This is a genomic window from Bacteroides acidifaciens (assembly GCF_903181435.1).
Lineage (GTDB): Bacteria > Bacteroidota > Bacteroidia > Bacteroidales > Bacteroidaceae > Bacteroides.
Genome location: NZ_CAEUHO010000004.1, coordinates 933,681 through 952,587, shown reverse-complemented (window position 1 = coordinate 952,587; position 18,907 = coordinate 933,681). Strand labels below are relative to the sequence as shown.

Here is an 18,907-nt window from a genome sequence, read left to right as displayed (position 1 = left end):
AATTATAACATAAATGCATTATCGTATTTCCTTTATATTCATAACGTTTATCTGCCTGTGCTGCTTTGCGACAACAGGTATTGCGCAAAATGCCAGCACTGATGAAGACTCGAAACCTGTCATCTTATACTCCGGAACACCCAAAAAGTATGAGATAGCTGATATCAAAGTCGAAGGTGTGAAGAATTACGAAGACTATGTGTTGATTGGGCTATCCGGTCTATCGGTAGGACAAACAATTACCGTACCGGGTGACGAAATCACCGGAGCAATCAAGCGTTATTGGCGTCATGGTTTGTTCTCAAACGTACAAATCACAGCCGAGAAAATTGAAGGCAACAAGATCTGGTTAAAAATCAGTCTGACACAGCGTCCGCGTATCTCAGAAGTACGTTATCATGGCGTCAAGAAATCCGAGCGCACCGATTTGGAAGGCAAGTTAGGTATGGTAAAAGGTATGCAGATTACTCCGAATACCGTAGACCGTGCCAAGACATTGATTAAACGTTACTTCGATGATAAAGGATTTAAGAACGCAGAAGTTATCATCTCACAGAAAGACGATCCTTCCAGCGAAAACCAGGTAATTGTCGACATTGATATTGACAAGAAAGAAAAAATCAAAGTTCATGCTATCGAAATCGTTGGAAACTCCGCTATCAAAGCTTCCAAGCTGAAACGAGTAATGAAGAAGACCAATGAAAAAGGCAAACTCCTCAACCTCTTCCGCACAAAGAAATTCGTGCCGGAAAATTACGAGGCGGATAAGCAACTTATCATCGACAAGTATAATGAACTTGGATACCGTGACGCTGTGATCGCAAAAGATAGCATCTCACAGTATGATGAAAAGACAGTCAATGTATATCTAAACATAGACGAAGGTCAGAAATATTATCTCCGTAATGTAACTTGGGTAGGTAATACACTTTATCCTTCCGAACAGTTGAACTACCTGCTTCGTATGAAGAAAGGAGATGTATACAACCAAAAGTTATTGAACGAACGTATCTCTACGGATGATGATGCCATCGGTAACTTATATTATAACAACGGTTACCTGTTCTACAACCTCGATCCGGTGGAAGTAAACATTGTCGGCGACTCTATCGACCTCGAAATGAGAATTTATGAAGGTCGTCAGGCTACTGTCAACAAAATTAACATCAGTGGTAATGACCGTTTGTATGAAAATGTAGTTCGCCGTGAACTTCGTATTCGCCCGGGACAGTTGTTCAGCAAGGACGACCTGATGCGTTCTTTGCGTGAAATCCAGCAGATGGGACACTTTGACCCGGAAAAACTACAACCGGACATTCAACCGGATCCGATGAACGGAACTGTTGACATAGGCTTGCCGTTGACTTCAAAAGCAAATGACCAGGTAGAGTTCTCTGCAGGTTGGGGACAAACCGGTATTATCGGTAAGTTGAGCTTGAAGTTCACCAACTTCTCTGTAGCCAACTTGCTCCATCCGGGTGAAAACTACCGTGGTATCCTGCCGCAAGGTGACGGACAGACATTAACCATCAGTGGACAAACGAATGCCAAATACTATCAATCGTACAGTATTTCATTCTTCGACCCCTGGTTTGGCGGAAAGCGTCCGAACTCATTCTCCGTTTCGGCTTTCTTCTCTGTACAGACAGATATCAGTAGCCGTTACTATAACTCCAGCTACTTCAACAACTACTACAATAGCATGTATAGCGGTTATGGGGGTTATGGTATGTACAACTACGGTAACTACAATAACTACGAAAACTACTACGACCCTGACAAGTCTATCAAGATGTGGGGACTTTCCGTAGGTTGGGGTAAACGTTTGAGATGGCCGGATGACTATTTCACACTCTCTGCAGAGTTGGCTTATCAACGCTACAATCTGAGCGACTGGCAGTATTTCCCGGTAACAAACGGTAAATGTAATGACCTGAGCATCTCATTGACTTTGGCACGTAACTCCATTGATAATCCGATCTTCCCGCGTTCGGGTTCTGACTTCTCATTGTCAGTGCAGCTCACACCGCCTTACTCGCTGATAGACGGCAAAGATTATAAAGGATATTACAGTAATCCTGAAACCGGTAGCATTACCCAGGACAACATGAATAAACTCCATAAATGGATTGAATACCACAAATGGAAATTCAAAGGCAAAACATACACTCCGCTGATGGATCCGATTGCTCATCCGAAATGTCTGGTGTTGATGACACGTACGGAATTCGGTCTGTTGGGTCACTACAACCAATACAAGAAATCACCGTTCGGTACATTCGATGTAGGTGGTGACGGTATGACAGGTTATTCAACCTATGCAACGGAAAGTATCGCTCTGCGTGGTTACGAAAACAGTTCATTGACCCCGTACGGTTCTGAAGGTTATGCATATGCACGTCTCGGCATCGAATTAAGATATCCGTTGATGCTGGAAACAAGTACTAACATTTATGTGTTAGGTTTCCTTGAAGCAGGTAACGCATGGCATGATATCAAGAAATTCAATCCGTTCGAGTTGAAACGTTCTGCCGGTGTCGGTGTTCGTATCTTCTTGCCGATGATTGGTATGATGGGTATCGACTGGGGTTACGGCTTCGACAAAGTATTTGGTTCTAAACAATATGGCGGAAGTCAATTCCACTTTATCTTAGGACAAGAATTCTAATGTTTCACAAAAAACTAAACGTCATGAGAAAGTCTGTTCTATTAATCATGTTGCTGTTTGCAGTCGGAATGACGGCAAACGCACAGAAATTTGCACTGATCGATACGGAATATATTATGAAGAATATTCCGGCAGCTCAAAGCGCTAATGAGCAAATGCAAGAAGCTACGAAAAAATACCAGGGCGAAGTAGAAGTTCTGGCAAAGGCAGCACAGAAGATGTTCCAGGATTACCAGGCGAAATCTTCCACACTCTCTGCCACGCAAAAAACAAAGAAAGAGGACGAAATCGTAGCCAAGGAGAAAGAAGCAGCCGAACTGAAACGTAAATACTTCGGTCCGGAAGGCGAATTAGCCAAGATGAGAGACAAGTTACTGACTCCGATCCAAGACGATATTTATGAAGCAGTGAAAGCAATATCACAGCAACATGGATATGATATGGTAGTCGACAGAGCCTCTGCTGCAGGTATAATTTTTGCAAATCCACGTATAGATATTAGTGATGAAATACTAAGAAGATTAGGATATTCAAATTAATTTCATACATTTGCAACTGGAAATAACTAAAAATCATTCAAATAAATTATAGAACTATGCTAAAAAAAATTGCACTTGTAATGTTGCTTGCACTCCCAATGGGTGTATTTGCACAGAACCTGAAATTCGGTCATATTAATGCACAGGAGATTATCACTGTAATGCCGGAATTTACTAAGGCACAAAATGACATCCAAACATTGGAAAAACAACTCACAGCCGAACTTCAAAGAACTCAGGAAGAGTTCAACAAAAAATATCAGGAATTCCAGCAAGCTATCGCTAAAGATTCTCTTCCGGCTAACATCGCTGAGAGAAGACAGAAAGAGCTGCAGGATATGATGCAAAGACAAGAACAGTTCCAGCAAGATGCCCAACAACAGATGGCAAAGGCACAGAATGACGCCATGACTCCTATCTACCAGAAGTTGGACAACGCTATCAAAGCTGTAGGCGCTGCTGAAGGCGTAATCTACATCTTCGACCTTGCAAGAACTCCGATTCCTTATGTTAACGAGGCACAAAGCATAAACTTAACTAACAAGGTTAAAATACATCTTGGCATCAAATAAAGATAGCCGTTAAGAACAAGAAAGACTAAAAGCGAAAGCGAAAGAAGTTTAAACTTCTTTCGCTTTCGCTTTTTTTGGCGTACATTTGCGTATATAAATCCTGTTTGTCATGAATCAACATCTATCACATACCCCCGGTCCCATTGGAGTATTCGACTCCGGTTACGGTGGTCTGACCATCCTGGACAAGATAAGAGAAACATTACCGGAATATGATTATATGTATCTGGGAGATAACGCGCGTGCTCCTTACGGGACACGTTCTTTTGAAGTCGTATATGAATTCACCCGGCAAGCTGTCAACAAACTATTCGAAATGGGATGCCATCTGGTGATATTAGCCTGCAACACTGCTTCCGCCAAAGCTTTACGCAGCATTCAAATGAATGATTTGCCGAATATTGATCCGGCACGCCGCGTACTCGGTGTGATTCGTCCTACGGTAGAATGCATCGGCGACATTAGCAAAAACCAGCATATCGGTGTACTGGCAACGGCAGGCACCATCAAATCCGAATCTTATCCGCTGGAAATACATAAGCTGTTCCCTAATATTCAAGTAAGCGGAGTAGCCTGCCCGATGTGGGTGCCGTTGGTAGAAAACAATGAATCGCAAAACGACGGAGCCGACTACTTCATCCGCAAATATATTGACCAGTTACTCTCAAAAGACCCGCAGATAGACACCGTCATCCTTGGATGTACCCACTTCCCGCTCCTTCTTCCAAAAATCCGGCAATATATCGCCAATGACATTAGTGTTATCTCACAAGGCGAATATGTAGCAGAAAGCTTGAAAGATTATTTAAGAAGGCATCCGGAAATGGACGCAAAGTGCACGAAGAACGGAAACTGCCAATTTTATACCACAGAAGCAGAAGAGAAGTTCTCTGAATCAGCGTCTACATTTCTTAATCGGCAAATTAGCGTAAAACACATAACACTCGAATAAATATTACGGGAAGAATAACCATTTGCCCCTCTTTTTTGTTATATCTGTAGATAACAACCCCTAATGCCATAAGATCATGAAAGAAGAAGATTTTAGCAAGTCAATAGAAGTATTCTCCGGTTCTCCATGGGAAGCCGAAATCATCAAAGGGTTATTAGAGAGTAATAATATCCTCTGCGTAATCAAAGACGGGATTATGGGCACACTCGCTCCCTATATCGCTCCTTCCGTTTCTGTCCTTGTCACCGAGGAGCAATACGAAGCCGCCACGGAACTTATCAGAAGCTGCGCCGAGAAAGATAACGACTGATACGGTCCAAACCTTCTTTGATATTCTCCAATACATCCATTACGATGAAAGAAGTCATCTGTTCTACTTGTGGATTTGTATGTTTCATTGTCTATCTTTTCTTGAACCGACTGCAAAGATAATTCTTTTTAGCCTGTTTTAGTAACATATCGACAAAAAGCTCTATATTTGTGCTTTCAAATCGTTAGTAAAAATGAAACAAGAATTTACACGAATCGCAGTAAAAGTAGGAAGTAATGTATTGGCACGTCGCGACGGAACGCTGGACGTGACCCGTATGTCGGCACTTGTCGACCAAATAGCGGAATTGCATAAATCCGGTGTGGAAATCATTATGGTTTCTTCGGGAGCCGTTGCTTCCGGACGCAGCGAAATACATCCTCAAAAAAAACTCGACAGTGTAGACCAACGTCAGTTATTTTCTGCCGTCGGCCAGGCAAAGCTAATCAACCGCTACTACGAACTTTTTCGCGAACACGGCATTGCTGTCGGTCAGGTGCTGACTACGAAAGAGAATTTTGGCACTCGCCGCCATTATCTGAATCAAAAAAACTGCATGACGGTGATGCTTGAAAATAATGTCATTCCCATTGTCAACGAGAACGATACGATTTCTGTCAGTGAGCTGATGTTCACGGACAACGACGAGCTGTCCGGGCTCATCGCTTCCATGATGGACGCACAAGCACTTATCATTTTAAGCAATATCGACGGTATTTATAATGGCTCTCCTGCCGATCCCAATTCTTCCGTCATTCAGGAAATCGGTCATGGGAAAGATTTATCCAACTATATCCAGACATCCAAGTCCAGCTTCGGGCGAGGTGGCATGTTGACAAAAACAAACATTGCCCGCAAAGTAGCCGACGAAGGAATTACAGTCATCATCGCCAACGGGAAACGTGACAATATCCTGGTCGACTTGCTGCACCATCCCGAAAATACACTTTGCACACGTTTCATCCCTTCAAAAGAACCGGTATCCAGCGTCAAAAAATGGATTGCACACAGTGAAGGGTTCGCAAAGGGTGAAATTCATATCAACGAATGCGCTACAGAAGTATTAAACTCAGAGAAAGCGGTCAGCATACTTCCGATTGGAATCACCCGTATCGAAGGAGAATTTGAAAAAGATGACATCGTACGCATCATGGATTTCCGAGGGAACCAGATAGGCGTAGGAAAAGTAAATTGTGATTCGAAACAGGTACAAGAAGCCATTGGCAAACACGGAAAGAGGCCGGTGGTACACTATGACTATTTGTATATCGAATAAAAACAGTATCAACAGAACAGTATAAAACAAGCTGCCAATAGAAATACAAAAACTCTTTATTTGCAATCAATTATTAATAGCAGTATATTTGTTCCCTAGAACAAACAATATAACTCCATGCTATTAAATGAAACCGGTACGAAATGAATCAAATCTCCAATTATCAGTGTCTAAACTAGCCAAGACTCTCTTACTGATTTTTTATGCCGTAATCTGGTTTCAGTTTTGTCCGCAAACGCCTTGGCAGAAGGTGATAGCGGCTGAAGGCGAAAAAAAACATCCCCTGCGAGAATAGGCTGTAGCCAGGGGGGAGTGCTTTCAGCGCATTCAGCTTTTTCAGACTTGACAGTAGAGCTATATATTCACCGTGGTAGGTATATATACTCACCGTATTGGAACTATATGCCCACCATGCGGGGGATATAGATTCATCACCAAAAGAAAATAAAGTTATACACTTTTGCATTCAGGAGTGACTTCAGCCAAAAGAACCGATGAAAAGGGACTTTTTTGAAGAGCTGAAAGCTGAAGGCGGTTTTTTACTTTTTATTTTTGGTAGGAGATTTAGCTGTAACGAGTAGGAGACTTGACTGTAGCAAGTACTACACTCAATGAAGTGATATAGGAGACTTGAGTAAGTCAAGTACATGGCTCGGCTTACTTCAGTACTGCTTTGGTTCATCCCTGCACAAGATATGTATTCTCCGATCCTATTTTTGAACTTTGGTTTAAAAGAGAGTGCTACAAATAGTCAGCCAACATTTATTTTGTTTTTCAACGGGTTTTATTCACAACATTCACTATATTTGCATAGTTTATCTTTCCATTTAATGCAAAAAAGGAGAAAATGACTACAAATTTAAACGAAACCTTTGCTGCCGTACAGGCAGCAAGCCGGGAATTAGCCTTGCTGAGTGATGACATCATCAATCAGATTTTAAATGCAGTAGCTGACGCAGCAGTTGCAGAAACATCTTTCATTCTTGCTGAGAATAAGAAAGATCTCGCACGAATGGACAAAAATGATCCGAAGTACGACCGGTTGAAATTGACGGAAGAACGTTTGAAAGGTATCGCAGCGGACACACGTAATGTAGCTACACTCCCCTCTCCTTTAGGTAAAGTACTGAAAGAGACAGTTCGTCCTAATGGAATGAAATTGACGAAGGTCAGCGTTCCTTTTGGAGTGATAGGAATTATTTATGAAGCACGTCCTAATGTCAGTTTCGATGTATTCTCTCTTTGCTTGAAGAGCGGGAACGCTTGCGTTTTGAAAGGTGGAAGTGACGCAGACTGTTCCAATCGCGCTATCATCAATGTGATTCATGAAGTACTGAAAAGATTCAATGTCAATCCGCATGTTGTAGAGCTACTTCCAGCTGACAGAGAAGCTACGGCAGCATTACTAAATGCAGTAGGCTATGTTGATTTGATTATTCCCAGGGGAAGTAGTGGACTTATCAATTTTGTACGCGAAAATGCAAAGATTCCCGTTATTGAGACGGGGGCTGGCATTTGTCATACTTACTTTGACGAGTTTGGAGACGTAAGTAAGGGGGCAGACATTATCCATAATGCCAAGACACGCAGGGTGAGCGTATGTAATGCGTTGGACTGCACAATCATACATGAGAAAAGACTGGCTGAACTCCCCGTGCTTTGTGAGAAGTTGAAAGACAGTAATGTGATTATTTATGCTGACCCGCAAGCTTATCAGGCATTAGAAGGACATTATCCTGCCGAACTCTTGCAGCATGCAAAAGCAGAAAGTTTCGGAACTGAATTCCTGGACTACAAAATGGCTGTCAAGACCGTGAAGAGCTTTGAAGATGCTTTGGGACATATCCAGGAAAATAGTTCGAAGCATAGTGAATGTATCGTCACGGAAAACAAGGATCGTGCGGCGTTGTTTATAAAAATAGTAGATGCAGCTTGTGTATATGCCAATGCGTCCACCGCCTTCACCGACGGAGCACAATTCGGTTTAGGAGCCGAAATAGGCATCAGCACGCAAAAACTGCATGCACGGGGCCCGATGGGACTGGAAGAAATCACTTCTTACAAATGGATTATTGAAGGAGATGGACAGACTAGAAGAAATTGAGAATTAAAAAAATAAATGATATGAAGAAATTTACTTGTGTACAGGACATTGGCGATTTAAAATCAGCCATCGAAGAATCGTTCGTAATTAAGAAAGATCGTTTCAAATATGTCGAATTGGGTAGGAATAAGACATTGATGATGATCTTCTTCAACTCTAGTCTGCGCACCCGCCTCAGCACACAGAAAGCGGCGCTGAATCTGGGAATGAACGTTATGGTGTTGGATATCAACCAAGGAGCCTGGAAATTGGAAACTGAACATGGAGTTATCATGGACGGCGACAAACCGGAACACCTGCTGGAAGCTATCCCTGTGATGGGATGTTATTGCGATATCATCGGAGTACGTTCTTTTGCACGTTTCGAGAATCGTGATTTCGACTATCAGGAAACTATTCTGAATCAATTTATCCAATATTCCGGACGTCCGGTATTCTCTATGGAAGCGGCAACACGCCATCCGTTACAGAGTTTTGCAGACTTGATTACAATTGAAGAATATAAGAAAACGGCACGCCCCAAAGTGGTTATGACCTGGGCTCCGCATCCGCGTCCATTGCCGCAGGCTGTCCCCAATTCTTTTGCAGAATGGATGAACGCTACTGATTATGATTTTGTCATCACTCACCCGGAAGGATACGAACTGGCTCCCGAATTTGTAGGAAATGCCAAAGTTGAGTATGACCAAATGAAGGCCTTTGAAGGCGCCGACTTTGTATATGCCAAAAACTGGGCTGCTTATTCAGGCGACAATTACGGACAAATATTGAGCAAAGACCGCGAATGGACAGTCAGTGACCGTCAGATGGCTGTCACCAATAATGCTTATTTCATGCACTGCCTTCCGGTTCGTAGAAATATGATTGTTACGGATGAGGTCATCGAAAGCCCGCAATCAATCGTCATCCCGGAAGCTGCCAACCGTGAAATCTCGGCAACGGTAGTTCTGAAAAGATTATTGGAAGGACTGGAATAACAGAATAGCAGACAAGCTATAAAAAAACGGTGAACAATAAATCGCAAGATGCATTTGTTGTTCACCGTTCATCGTTTATAATCTACGATTTACTGTCACTTTTCTATCTCTTTGCCAGCTTCCTGCCAGGAATTGAATCCCTTATCAAGGTCAAAGACTTTATAGCCTTTCTCACTCAGAATCGCAGCCGCCTTCTTACTCCGTTTGCCACTACGGCAATACACAGCTACCGGTTTGTCTTTTTGCAATAACGAGTCTGCCATGGCAGCAAAAGAATCATCCATCACATTGATATTAATCGTTTTAGCGATATGCCCTTCCGAATATTCCGCAAGCGTACGGACATCCAGACACTGTATATCCTCGCCTTGAATAAGAGTATCAAAGTCCTCTACATTCATTGATTTAAAGTCTCCCTTTTGCTGACAGGAGAAGAGGGAAGAAAGAAATAAAAATATTCCCACGGCCAGTTGATTCATTTTAACCATATATACTCTATTATTCAATTCAGTTCCGGAATATAATCAAATCCGGGATTACAATACTTGTCTGATTCTTCGCCAGTTCCGTCCTCACCGTATTTGTAATATTTAAATTTAATCTTTATCACCCGGTCAGGATTCTCCGCATCTACGTATTTCTCCAAAGGAACAGAAATATAAGCGCGTCGGTTGTAATACTCCGCATCACTGTTCGCATCATGATATAATAACATATTGACAATACCTTTTGTTTCCAGCTCGGATATATCTTCTACTATGCCGAAAACATGCCCCTTGCCCGTGCTGACCTTCAGATTCAGAATCATATTCAGATAATTCCGTCCCAGCCAAATACTGACCATCTCCACAGGATCTGTCTTTATACCGTCTTTATAAACCGGATCATCTTCCGGCTTGGGCTCCGGTGTTATAAGCGACTGCAAAGAATAAATACAGACACCTTCCGCCAACACCTCATAATTACTCATTACACGTCTGGAAGTATTCGGAGAAATAGCAGACCTTGTACGGTCTTCCAATACGGGCAACGACGCCCCCTTATCAGGGATAAGCGTCTGTATGCAACCATCTCCCCCAGCCTTTACCGTAACAAATTCCAGTTTTACCGGAGGATAATAATAATCATCATCCCCACAAGCAGTCATCAGGAAAAGCAATCCCCACAACCAGATACTATGTAATTTTCTTCTCATCGGCAAGCAGCTAAATAATTGACTAACGGATTGGAATACATTAACAACAATTTCTCACGCAAAAATTCTTCATCTTTATTCGGAATATTTATCTTGCCCAATTGTTGCTCGATATAGTTTATAAACTGTTGTTTTTCTTCCCCGGTATAGTTGGACGCAAATTCCGTCGTGCCATTCAGCCAGTCGTATGCAACATAATTGCCCGGATACATACGGTAGTTACGATGAATCCTGCGGTCGATGCATGAAGAAATGCGGGCAAACAGCTCCGGTTTCGGCAATGAACGGTCCAAACATTGCAATTCATCATTGATACAGGGAGCAAGCTGGAAGTGCACTCTGCCTTTATAGCCGAAAAGTCCGGTCTGCATATTAATCAAATCGTCCTGAGTGGTTTTCTTGTATCCCTCTACATCCCTTTTCAATTGAAACTCCTGCGCTTTCAAAAAGTCGCAAGGGTCATACTCGTATGAAATGGCAAGCGGAGCGATATTCATTTCCATCAGACGCTCTACCAAATCGCCTTCGCCACCCATTGCCAACATTTTCAAGACACTGTCCTGCGTACGGTCGTTGGAGTCTTTCGCGCGTCCTTCACGCTGCGCAATCCAGATGGACTGTTTTTTCTGCGAAATGGTGTAATGCATATAACGGGACATTCGTGCCGAAGATTCAAGCATCTGACGCATGGTCAATGCCCGCTGTACTATAAAGGATTTGTTGACACGAACCAGTTTCTTTATCCAAGGATAGATCAGCAGGTTGTCACCAATCGCAATCTCGACGGTATCCATCCCCTGGTCAATCAGCAGAATGGAAAGAAAGCCCGAATCAAGAATGATATCCCTGTGATTTGATATGTACGTATAGGCTTTGCTTTTATCCGGTATAGCGGCATGGTCCAATGTCAATCCGTCAGTATGGTCCGCCGCTATCTTCCACAAGATACCATAACAGAATGCTTCCTGAAAATCAAGTTTAGTCTTGCAAGCACGCATTTTCTGCGCCAGAAGTTCGAATGGAACGTTCGGGATAGCTCCGGTGGCAGCTTTCTGAAAAGCCGGGTCAGCAATCAGTTCCTCAAAGATCTGAGGAAGTTCCTCATCATTATAAGGGCGAATCTCATTAAATTCTGTCAGGTCCATAACGTGATTAAAATTTGTTTTCTATTATATCAGTCATCACATCCTTTATATCCAGACCGGCTGCACGCACTTGCTGGGGAATAAAGCTGGTAGCAGTCATTCCCGGAGTAGTATTCACTTCGAGAAGGTTAAGCTTTTCACCGGCGGTCACGATATAATCCACACGGATAATGCCGGAGCAACCCAATATGTCATAGATAGCCGAAGTCAGCATCTGCACACGCCCGGTCAGTTCGTCCGAAATGCGTGCGGGAGTGATTTCATCTACCTGACCATTATATTTTGCATCGTAATCAAAAAACTCATTGTGCGTCACCACTTCCGTAGGCGGGAAAACTACCGACTTCTCTTTGGTCTTATAGCAACCGCAAGTCAGCTCTGTTCCTTCCATAAATGCTTCGACAAGCACTTCTTCCGCTTCTCCGAAAGCCTTAACAATGGCGGGTTGGATTTGTTCTTTCGTTTTTACTTTTGTAACGCCGAAACTCGAACCACCCAGGCTGGGCTTAATGAAGCAAGGCAAACCAATCTTTTCAATGACATCCTCATCGGAAATCGATTGCCCCTGACGCAACAGTAATGATTCGGCAATGCGTACGCCAAAAGCTTTCAGATACTGGTTGCAGGCAAATTTGTCATAGGTAATGGCAGCAGCCAATACTCCACAGCAGGAATACGGAATACGCATCATGTCGAAATAACCTTGCAGGCGACCGTCCTCGCCCGGTGTGCCATGAATGGTGATATAAGCAAAATCGAACACCACCTTCTCTGTCCCGTTCGTAAAACTAAAATCATTTCTGTCCACCGGAACCCTGTTTCCGTCCGGCAATTGTACTTCCCAGCGGCGACCTTCCATCTCCACAATGTACAAATTATACTTTTCCTTATCTATAAAGGAATAAATGCCCTGTGCACTACGCAGGGAAACTACGATTTCAGAGGTATCTCCCCCTGCCACGATAGCAATGTTGCGTTTCATTCTAATTCTCTATTACTTATATAGCCTCTCCACTTCTCGATAAGCCGGGTCATGTCATCCGGAAGTTCGGAAGTAAAATGCATTTCCTCGCCTGTGACGGGATGCACAAACCCCAACGTCATAGCATGCAAAGCCTGTCGGGGACAAGTGTCAAAGCAATTATTTACAAACTGTTTGTATTTACTAAAATGAGTTCCTTTCAGTATCTCATGACCGCCATAGCGTTCGTCATTGAACAGCACATGACCGATATGTTTCATGTGGACACGAATCTGATGTGTGCGTCCCGTCTCCAAAATACATTCCACAAGGGTGACGTATCCCAAGCGTTCCAACACGCGGTAATGAGTGACGGCATGTTTACCTACCGTCGGGTCGGACATCACCGCCATTTGCATCCTGTCTTTCGGATTGCGGGCGATATTACCGATGATAGTCCCTTCATTCTGTTCCACAATTCCCCATACCAAAGCGCGATATCTGCGTTTGGTCGTTTTATTAAAGAATTGAAGTCCCAGGTTTGTTTTAGCGTCCGGCGTTTTGGCAATCACCAACAAGCCCGAAGTATCTTTATCAATCCGGTGGACAAGTCCGACGTGCGGATCGTTCGCATCATAATCGGGGTTATCTTTCATGTGCCAGGCAAGGGCATTGACGAGCGTACCGTGATAATTTCCGTGTCCCGGATGCACTACCAATCCCGCAGGTTTATTCACGACCATCAGATACGGGTCTTCATAAACGATATTAAGGGGAATATCTTCAGGAATAATTTCATTTTCATAGCGCGGACGGTCCATCATCACCGTGATGACATCCAACGGCTTCACTTTATAGCTGCTTTTCACCGGTTTGCCGTTGGCCATAACGAACCCGTCTTCAGCAGCTTTCTGGATACGGTTGCGCGAGGCGTTGACAATACGCTCAAACAGATACTTGTCGACTCTGACCATCGCCTGACCTTTGTCTACAACCACACGGAAGTGTTCGTAAAGTTGGGCTTCGTCACCGACAGGTTCTATATCATCCAAGTCATTTTCCAGTCCGTCCGGAAGTTCTTCCTCTATCATGTGAGTCTGTTTCTGTTATTTATCAATTAAAACCAACTGTCTTCCTGAGCAGGTGACGCGTCTGATGCCACAGGTTTTTCCGTATCCATACCGGTATCAGTAGCATCGTCTTCCAGCATATCGCCTGCCCCATTTCCTACCATTAGCGTGAGGGCAGAACCTACGGGAATTTTTTCCCCTGCCGTCAACTGGCGTCCCTGATATTTCACACCATACACCCAATCTTTCTCACCATCTATCAACTGAACTTCAGTCAGTTTGAAGCCGGCACTCTGCAACTTCGCTTCTGCTTGTCGAAGGGAACTGTTATCTGCCACATCAGGAATGGCACGCAAAGGAATATCCTGGGTATTGACTGTCAGATATACAGTACGGCCTTCTTTTACTTTTTCTCCCACTCCCGGCTTCAAATCAAGAACGATACCAGCGGCTTTATCCTTGACATATTTGGTGTCGGAAATCACACATACCAGCCCATGATTACGGAACATATTTGTAGCTTCTTCCACTGTCATGCCTTTCACATCGGGCACCATGACCGTCTCACCATGATGTGTATGCATATCGAGCCATTTCAACACACCGAATACCATCACTATCACCACCACAATCATGGCGATAATATTCAACCAGAAAAATTTATTTGTTTTAAAAGAAAAGAATTCCTTAATAGTCATACGCATTGCTGTTAATATGCGCCAAAGATACTACAAAATAGTTGAACTTTTAAAAAGTAGGCGATGAAAAATATCCTCAACTACGACGCAAGGACACTAATCATCGCCAGAATTGCTGCAACTATAATCCCCACTCTTATAGATTTCAACAACCTTATATGATTATGCGGTTTTTTCGGTCCCGTACATATTCTTCCATCGTGTATGTTTGCTTCTGTTTTTCTATATCCGGCTACAAAGAAAGACAAAAAATGAAAACAAGAGCCAACAACCATGCTTTTTAACATTCTATTTCTCAAGAAATCAAGGAAATAAAAAAGGCGGAGAGCATATTCTCCGCCTTTTTTATTTCCTTGATGGCAAGTGATTACCACTTTTGTCCGTTGTACTCATCAGAAACAGTCAGTTTCTTTCTGCCTTTTGCACGGCGGGCAGCTAATACTCTACGACCATTAGCAGATGCCATTCTTTCACGGAAACCGTGTTTGTTCTTTCTCTTTCTGTTAGAGGGTTGAAATGTTCTTTTCATTACTGTATCTTGTTTTTATGTTATTATTCTACGTAATCGGGCTGCAAAAATAGGCACTTTTTTTAAATTAACCAAGAGATAACTCATTTTTGCTCAAAAGTTTTTGTGTTTTTTACCGATTTAGATTACTTTTGCACCCGAATTCCTACGAAAACAATTAAATAACAATAATATATTAAGAAGAATAGCAGTATGATTAATGCTCAAGACATCAAAAACGGAACTTGTATCCGTATGGACGGAAAGCTCTATTTCTGTATTGAATTCCTGCATGTAAAACCAGGTAAAGGTAATACTTTCATGCGTACTAAACTGAAAGATGTAGTAAGTGGATACGTTCTCGAACGCCGTTTCAACATCGGTGAAAAACTGGAAGATGTACGTGTAGAACGTCGTCCTTACCAGTTCTTATATAAAGAGGGAGAAGATTATATCTTCATGAACCAGGAAACTTTTGACCAACACCCAATCGCTCATGACTTAATCAACGGTGTTGACTTCTTGCTTGAAGGCGCTGTATTGGACGTTGTTTCCGATGCTTCTACCGAAACTGTACTTTACGCTGATATGCCAATCAAGGTTCAAATGAAAGTTACTTATACAGAACCGGGAATGAAAGGTGATACAGCTACTAACACTTTGAAACCTGCCACTGTAGAATCAGGCGCAACTGTTCGTGTTCCGTTGTTCATCAGCGAAGGCGAAACAATCGAAATTGATACTCGCGACGGTTCTTACGTAGGACGCGTGAAAGCATAATTTACAAGAACATATAAAAATAGCCGGGAGTCATTGGACTTCCGGCTATTTTTATATACATACGGTTCTATTTTTATTTGTATCCTGCCGCTTTGGCAATTCTCTTCGGAATTTCAGTATTGTCTATCTTTTCACCGAACAAGTGAGAACCGGCTCCGATAGCGAATACCGGAACAAAACCTGCAGAGTGTCCGCCGCTTACCCAGCCGACCATAGATATTTCATCCATCACCTCTTTGGCACATGCAGCCATTGGTTCGCTCTTTGAGTACATGCTTTCAGCAAATACCACCTTGTTCTTCACGAATGACTTTTCAAACTCATCACGCAATTTCTTTTCCTGCTCCCAAGAGATAGGAAATTGTTTCCAGAAGCCCATTTCCTCACCAAGGAATGTTTTCATGTCTTCCCAAGTCACTTTATTGCCTTTTGATTTTCTCAATTCGCTGATACGTTGCGAAAGTCCGTCAGCAGAATGTTTCTGATATTGCAATGCTTTCAGGTTCAACGCATACTTTCCTGTACCAAGTACGATACCACCTGTTTCATGGTCGGCAGTGACAACAATTAAAGTTTCTTTCGGGTGCTTCTTATAGAATTCGTAAGCTACCTTAACAGCATCGTCCATATCTTTCACTTCATTGAATACAGTAGCGACGTCATTAGCATGGCAAGCCCAGTCTATCTTTCCACCTTCTACCATCAGGAAGAAACCTTTATTCTTACCTTTCGTCAGAAAGTCGATAGCGCTTTCGGTAATCTGTGCCAATGTCAAATCACCCTCTTTGCGGTCAATGGCATAAGGCAGGCAGGACGGATTTGCTCCTTCTTCCTGGATAAGAATCATTTTGTCAGCTTTGCCGGCTTTCGCTTTATAGTCATTGTAACCACGCGCCACTGTATATCCTGCTTCTTCAAAAATAGGGAAAATACTCGGAGCCTCCTTCTTGTCAAAAGAGGTATTCGGTTTCAGGAAACCACCGCCTGCATAGAAGTCAAAATTAGCCTTCGGCAAGTCAAGGGCTATTTCATAATTCATACCACGATCCGGTTGGTGTGCGTAAAATGCGGCTGGAGTGGCATGGTCTACACTGACAGAAGTAGTGACACCTACTTTCTTGCCGGCTTTCTTCGCTTTTTCGGCTACTGTCTGAATCGCATTCTTATCTTCTCCTACAGAAATAGCATGATTATACGTTTTCTGCCCCGTAGCCAACGCAGTGCCTGCAGCGGCAGAGTCGGTTACTGAATTTGTCGCAGAGAAAGTAGTTGCCATGGTAGCGACCGGGAATTGAGTGAATAATAAAGGCTCAACGCCAATACGTCCGTTTTGAAGTTCGGCTTGATACATCTCCGTACCATTCACTTGGTTCACTCCCATCCCATCCCCGATGAAATAGAATACGTACTTTGCCTGACCGTTTGCAACAACGGAGATAAGGACAAAGAACAGTGTGTAGATTAACTTTTTCATTTTTTAGTAAGTTTATTATTAGATTAGTCGTCTACAAAAGTAGGAAAAAAAAGAAGAAATTATCCGGATACCATATTACAAATTCATCACATCTTGCTCAAACCTGTCCTTATCACCGGCAGCCTTGTTACGCATCCGGCTACGATAATTATAGATAGTCGCCAAAGAGTAGCCCAGGAAATGGGCTATCTTGTTACTATCTACCACTCCCAGGCGAATAAGGGCAAAAATGCGGAGTTCCGTTGTCAGCAGTTCGTCGGATTTCGGGTATATGCGCCCCTCTTCTACCAGCAGTTCATTAAAGGCGGTAATAAAGTTCGGGAACAGTTTCAGGAAAGACTTATCAAACTCATTATAGAATTCATTCCGCTCGTCACGGATGAACTGCTCGGACTTGATGGCTTTGAACAGGTCCTCGATACGTGACGCCATAGCCAGCTTCGCCAATGAACGACGGTAAGTTTCCAACTTATCCAGATAGTTGACACATCTATCCAGATAGCGGGCGATATACACTTCTTTAATTTTCCCCGTCTGTTCCAGTTCTTTGTTTACTGCCTGCATTTGTTTGTTCGCCAAGCTTAAGTCACGCCGCATGGCAGACAGTTTCTTCATCCAACGATACAAATAGAAAACGGCAATAAGGAGAAAGAAAGACAGCAGACTAACGCTGACAAGCATTGCCTGTGAAACCGCACGTTCTTTTTCTTCCTTCAGTTTATAAGCCTTGTCGATAATAGGAAAGAATTCCGTCACCTCAATAAAACGCAGGCGGGCATTGCAAGCTACGGCGTCTTCCATCGAACAGCTCAGATATTTGTAAGCGCGGTCTACATCACCCAGTTCATACATCAAGTGTGCCAGCTTCTGCAATGAAGCATATTCCCTGACCGAAGATTCCAAATCGGCAATAGCTGTCAATATCAGATAATATACTTCTTTTTCCGTATCGCCTTTCATGCCATATGCTTCAGACAGCGTATAGTAGATATAGACTTTCTGACGTTCGTCAACCGCGTCCTTCAACGCGTCGCTGAGCATCACCAAAGCTGTATCAGCCTTACCTGTAACGATACATTTCTCAGCCAGTACAATCGTACGGTTTATTTCGGGCAGCATTATACCAATGATGGAGTCCCTGTATAAATCTGTCTTTGTCAGATATTTCTTCTTTTCCTCTTTATTAGTGGTATAGTCTGCAAGCCAACCATAACAGGCACGATAAGTCTGATAATAGGATAGTAATGTTTGTTTGTCCAGCTTCTCCGGATTTATTTTCTCCAGTTCTTCCATAGCTTCAATATACATTCCCATCACTCCCAATACTGTTGCACGGTCAATTATTATCTCATCTGCCAATTCCGGACGGGGCAGTTGGGGGAGAAGCTGCTGTCTCCTGTTTATATAATAAAGTGCAGAATCTGCCTGATAATGAAGATAAGCATCGAACAAAGCACCATACAAGCGATATTTATCAGCAGGAGCAACCGAATGAGCGAGCTGCATTTTCAGCGCATCAATAGCTTTCTCTTTCTGAACCTGAAAAGTCTCTTTCTTATTTATAATATTATCCAATATTTTAAGGACTGCCGCATTATCATCCGTCTGTGTCGCAAACAGTAAAGTCGGACAAACTAAAAGAAAAGCTAAGATATAGGCTACATTTCTCATAGGTTAC

General features: G+C 42.9%; 18 protein-coding genes. 9 read left to right on the top strand and 9 right to left on the bottom strand.

Translation table 11 applies throughout. From position 1 onward, the window contains the following. Positions 1–13: 13 nt before the first annotated feature. The 8 genes from bamA (at position 14) to CLIN57ABFB40_RS15640 (ending at position 9,398) form a co-directional block, all read left to right on the top strand. Complete coding sequence (bamA, locus tag CLIN57ABFB40_RS15675; protein WP_175630947.1) at positions 14–2,668, top strand: outer membrane protein assembly factor BamA; 2,655 nt, start codon at positions 14–16, stop codon at positions 2,666–2,668. 23 nt (positions 2,669–2,691) lie between these two features. After that, positions 2,692–3,207: an OmpH family outer membrane protein gene (locus CLIN57ABFB40_RS15670; protein WP_175630946.1), complete on the top strand. Its 516-nt coding sequence runs from the start codon at positions 2,692–2,694 to the stop codon at positions 3,205–3,207. Between the two features lie 56 nt (positions 3,208–3,263). Next, positions 3,264–3,779, top strand: a complete 516-nt coding sequence (locus CLIN57ABFB40_RS15665) for an OmpH family outer membrane protein (protein ID WP_175630945.1) — start codon at positions 3,264–3,266, stop codon at positions 3,777–3,779. A 109-nt stretch (positions 3,780–3,888) separates the two neighbouring features. Then, a complete protein-coding gene (murI, locus tag CLIN57ABFB40_RS15660) occupies positions 3,889–4,731 on the top strand; it encodes a glutamate racemase (RefSeq protein ID WP_175630944.1) in 843 nt (280 codons plus the stop codon). Between the two features lie 76 nt (positions 4,732–4,807). Next, positions 4,808–5,041 carry a DUF2007-related protein gene (locus CLIN57ABFB40_RS15655; RefSeq protein ID WP_175630943.1) on the top strand — a complete coding sequence of 78 codons (234 nt, stop codon included), beginning with the start codon at positions 4,808–4,810 and terminating at the stop codon, positions 5,039–5,041. Positions 5,042–5,234: 193 nt separating this feature from the next. After that, positions 5,235–6,317 carry a glutamate 5-kinase gene (gene proB, locus CLIN57ABFB40_RS15650; RefSeq protein ID WP_175630942.1) on the top strand — a complete coding sequence of 361 codons (1,083 nt, stop codon included), beginning with the start codon at positions 5,235–5,237 and terminating at the stop codon, positions 6,315–6,317. A gap of 847 nt (positions 6,318–7,164) precedes the next feature. After that, positions 7,165–8,421 (top strand): glutamate-5-semialdehyde dehydrogenase, encoded by a 1,257-nt coding sequence (locus CLIN57ABFB40_RS15645; protein WP_175630941.1) that lies wholly within the window; start codon positions 7,165–7,167, stop codon positions 8,419–8,421. A 20-nt stretch (positions 8,422–8,441) separates the two neighbouring features. Then, positions 8,442–9,398 carry an acetylornithine carbamoyltransferase gene (locus CLIN57ABFB40_RS15640; protein ID WP_175630940.1) on the top strand — a complete coding sequence of 319 codons (957 nt, stop codon included), beginning with the start codon at positions 8,442–8,444 and terminating at the stop codon, positions 9,396–9,398. 95 nt (positions 9,399–9,493) lie between these two features. On the opposite strand, the gene CLIN57ABFB40_RS15635 is transcribed toward CLIN57ABFB40_RS15640, so the two are convergent. From CLIN57ABFB40_RS15635 to rpmH, 7 genes are all read right to left on the bottom strand, one after another. After that, complete coding sequence (locus CLIN57ABFB40_RS15635) at positions 9,494–9,886, bottom strand: rhodanese-like domain-containing protein (protein WP_175630939.1); 393 nt, start codon at positions 9,884–9,886, stop codon at positions 9,494–9,496. A 14-nt stretch (positions 9,887–9,900) separates the two neighbouring features. After that, positions 9,901–10,593, bottom strand: a complete 693-nt coding sequence (locus tag CLIN57ABFB40_RS15630; protein WP_175630938.1) for a NigD-like protein — start codon at positions 10,591–10,593, stop codon at positions 9,901–9,903. Next, the gene (locus tag CLIN57ABFB40_RS15625) at positions 10,590–11,738 is read right to left on the bottom strand and encodes a 1-acyl-sn-glycerol-3-phosphate acyltransferase (protein WP_175630937.1); all 1,149 of its coding nucleotides are present in this window, start codon (positions 11,736–11,738) and stop codon (positions 10,590–10,592) included. Before CLIN57ABFB40_RS15625 ends, CLIN57ABFB40_RS15630 begins: the two co-directional genes overlap by 4 nt. Positions 11,739–11,745: 7 nt before the next feature. After that, complete coding sequence (locus CLIN57ABFB40_RS15620; RefSeq protein ID WP_175630936.1) at positions 11,746–12,720, bottom strand: D-alanine--D-alanine ligase; 975 nt, start codon at positions 12,718–12,720, stop codon at positions 11,746–11,748. Then, positions 12,717–13,790 (bottom strand): RluA family pseudouridine synthase, encoded by a 1,074-nt coding sequence (locus tag CLIN57ABFB40_RS15615; protein ID WP_175630935.1) that lies wholly within the window; start codon positions 13,788–13,790, stop codon positions 12,717–12,719. The genes CLIN57ABFB40_RS15620 and CLIN57ABFB40_RS15615 overlap by 4 nt, the downstream gene beginning before the upstream one ends. Before the next feature lie 26 nt (positions 13,791–13,816). Then, positions 13,817–14,467: a PASTA domain-containing protein gene (locus tag CLIN57ABFB40_RS15610; RefSeq protein WP_175630934.1), complete on the bottom strand. Its 651-nt coding sequence runs from the start codon at positions 14,465–14,467 to the stop codon at positions 13,817–13,819. Between the two features lie 367 nt (positions 14,468–14,834). Continuing rightward, positions 14,835–14,996 (bottom strand): 50S ribosomal protein L34, encoded by a 162-nt coding sequence (gene rpmH / locus CLIN57ABFB40_RS15605; RefSeq protein ID WP_005678985.1) that lies wholly within the window; start codon positions 14,994–14,996, stop codon positions 14,835–14,837. Positions 14,997–15,188: 192 nt separating this feature from the next. Here rpmH and efp point away from each other — a divergent pair, with 192 nt between their 5' ends. Continuing rightward, positions 15,189–15,755 (top strand): elongation factor P, encoded by a 567-nt coding sequence (efp, locus tag CLIN57ABFB40_RS15600; protein ID WP_008766998.1) that lies wholly within the window; start codon positions 15,189–15,191, stop codon positions 15,753–15,755. 73 nt (positions 15,756–15,828) lie between these two features. On the opposite strand, the gene CLIN57ABFB40_RS15595 is transcribed toward efp, so the two are convergent. Together CLIN57ABFB40_RS15595 and CLIN57ABFB40_RS15590 are read right to left on the bottom strand one after the other, a co-directional pair. Then, positions 15,829–17,229, bottom strand: coding sequence for an alkaline phosphatase (locus CLIN57ABFB40_RS15595; protein ID WP_175630933.1), 1,401 nt, complete (start codon positions 17,227–17,229; stop codon positions 15,829–15,831). A 75-nt stretch (positions 17,230–17,304) separates the two neighbouring features. Beyond that, positions 17,305–18,900 carry a DUF6377 domain-containing protein gene (locus CLIN57ABFB40_RS15590; protein ID WP_175630932.1) on the bottom strand — a complete coding sequence of 532 codons (1,596 nt, stop codon included), beginning with the start codon at positions 18,898–18,900 and terminating at the stop codon, positions 17,305–17,307. Positions 18,901–18,907 lie beyond the last annotated feature (7 nt).

Excerpts from the sequence above, each read along its gene's own strand:
- bamA (WP_175630947.1), top strand. The coding sequence starts at position 14 with ATGCATTATCGTATTTCCTTTATATTCATAACGTTTATCTGCCTGTGC.
- CLIN57ABFB40_RS15670 (WP_175630946.1), top strand. The coding sequence starts at position 2,692 with ATGAGAAAGTCTGTTCTATTAATCATGTTGCTGTTTGCAGTCGGAATG.
- CLIN57ABFB40_RS15665 (WP_175630945.1), top strand. The coding sequence starts at position 3,264 with ATGCTAAAAAAAATTGCACTTGTAATGTTGCTTGCACTCCCAATGGGT.
- murI (WP_175630944.1), top strand. The coding sequence starts at position 3,889 with ATGAATCAACATCTATCACATACCCCCGGTCCCATTGGAGTATTCGAC.
- CLIN57ABFB40_RS15655 (WP_175630943.1), top strand. The coding sequence starts at position 4,808 with ATGAAAGAAGAAGATTTTAGCAAGTCAATAGAAGTATTCTCCGGTTCT.
- proB (WP_175630942.1), top strand. The coding sequence starts at position 5,235 with ATGAAACAAGAATTTACACGAATCGCAGTAAAAGTAGGAAGTAATGTA.
- CLIN57ABFB40_RS15645 (WP_175630941.1), top strand. The coding sequence starts at position 7,165 with ATGACTACAAATTTAAACGAAACCTTTGCTGCCGTACAGGCAGCAAGC.
- CLIN57ABFB40_RS15640 (WP_175630940.1), top strand. The coding sequence starts at position 8,442 with ATGAAGAAATTTACTTGTGTACAGGACATTGGCGATTTAAAATCAGCC.
- CLIN57ABFB40_RS15635 (WP_175630939.1), bottom strand. The coding sequence starts at position 9,886 with ATGGTTAAAATGAATCAACTGGCCGTGGGAATATTTTTATTTCTTTCT.
- CLIN57ABFB40_RS15630 (WP_175630938.1), bottom strand. The coding sequence starts at position 10,593 with ATGAGAAGAAAATTACATAGTATCTGGTTGTGGGGATTGCTTTTCCTG.
- CLIN57ABFB40_RS15625 (WP_175630937.1), bottom strand. The coding sequence starts at position 11,738 with ATGGACCTGACAGAATTTAATGAGATTCGCCCTTATAATGATGAGGAA.
- CLIN57ABFB40_RS15620 (WP_175630936.1), bottom strand. The coding sequence starts at position 12,720 with ATGAAACGCAACATTGCTATCGTGGCAGGGGGAGATACCTCTGAAATC.
- CLIN57ABFB40_RS15615 (WP_175630935.1), bottom strand. The coding sequence starts at position 13,790 with ATGATAGAGGAAGAACTTCCGGACGGACTGGAAAATGACTTGGATGAT.
- CLIN57ABFB40_RS15610 (WP_175630934.1), bottom strand. The coding sequence starts at position 14,467 with ATGACTATTAAGGAATTCTTTTCTTTTAAAACAAATAAATTTTTCTGG.
- rpmH (WP_005678985.1), bottom strand. The coding sequence starts at position 14,996 with ATGAAAAGAACATTTCAACCCTCTAACAGAAAGAGAAAGAACAAACAC.
- efp (WP_008766998.1), top strand. The coding sequence starts at position 15,189 with ATGATTAATGCTCAAGACATCAAAAACGGAACTTGTATCCGTATGGAC.
- CLIN57ABFB40_RS15595 (WP_175630933.1), bottom strand. The coding sequence starts at position 17,229 with ATGAAAAAGTTAATCTACACACTGTTCTTTGTCCTTATCTCCGTTGTT.
- CLIN57ABFB40_RS15590 (WP_175630932.1), bottom strand. The coding sequence starts at position 18,900 with ATGAGAAATGTAGCCTATATCTTAGCTTTTCTTTTAGTTTGTCCGACT.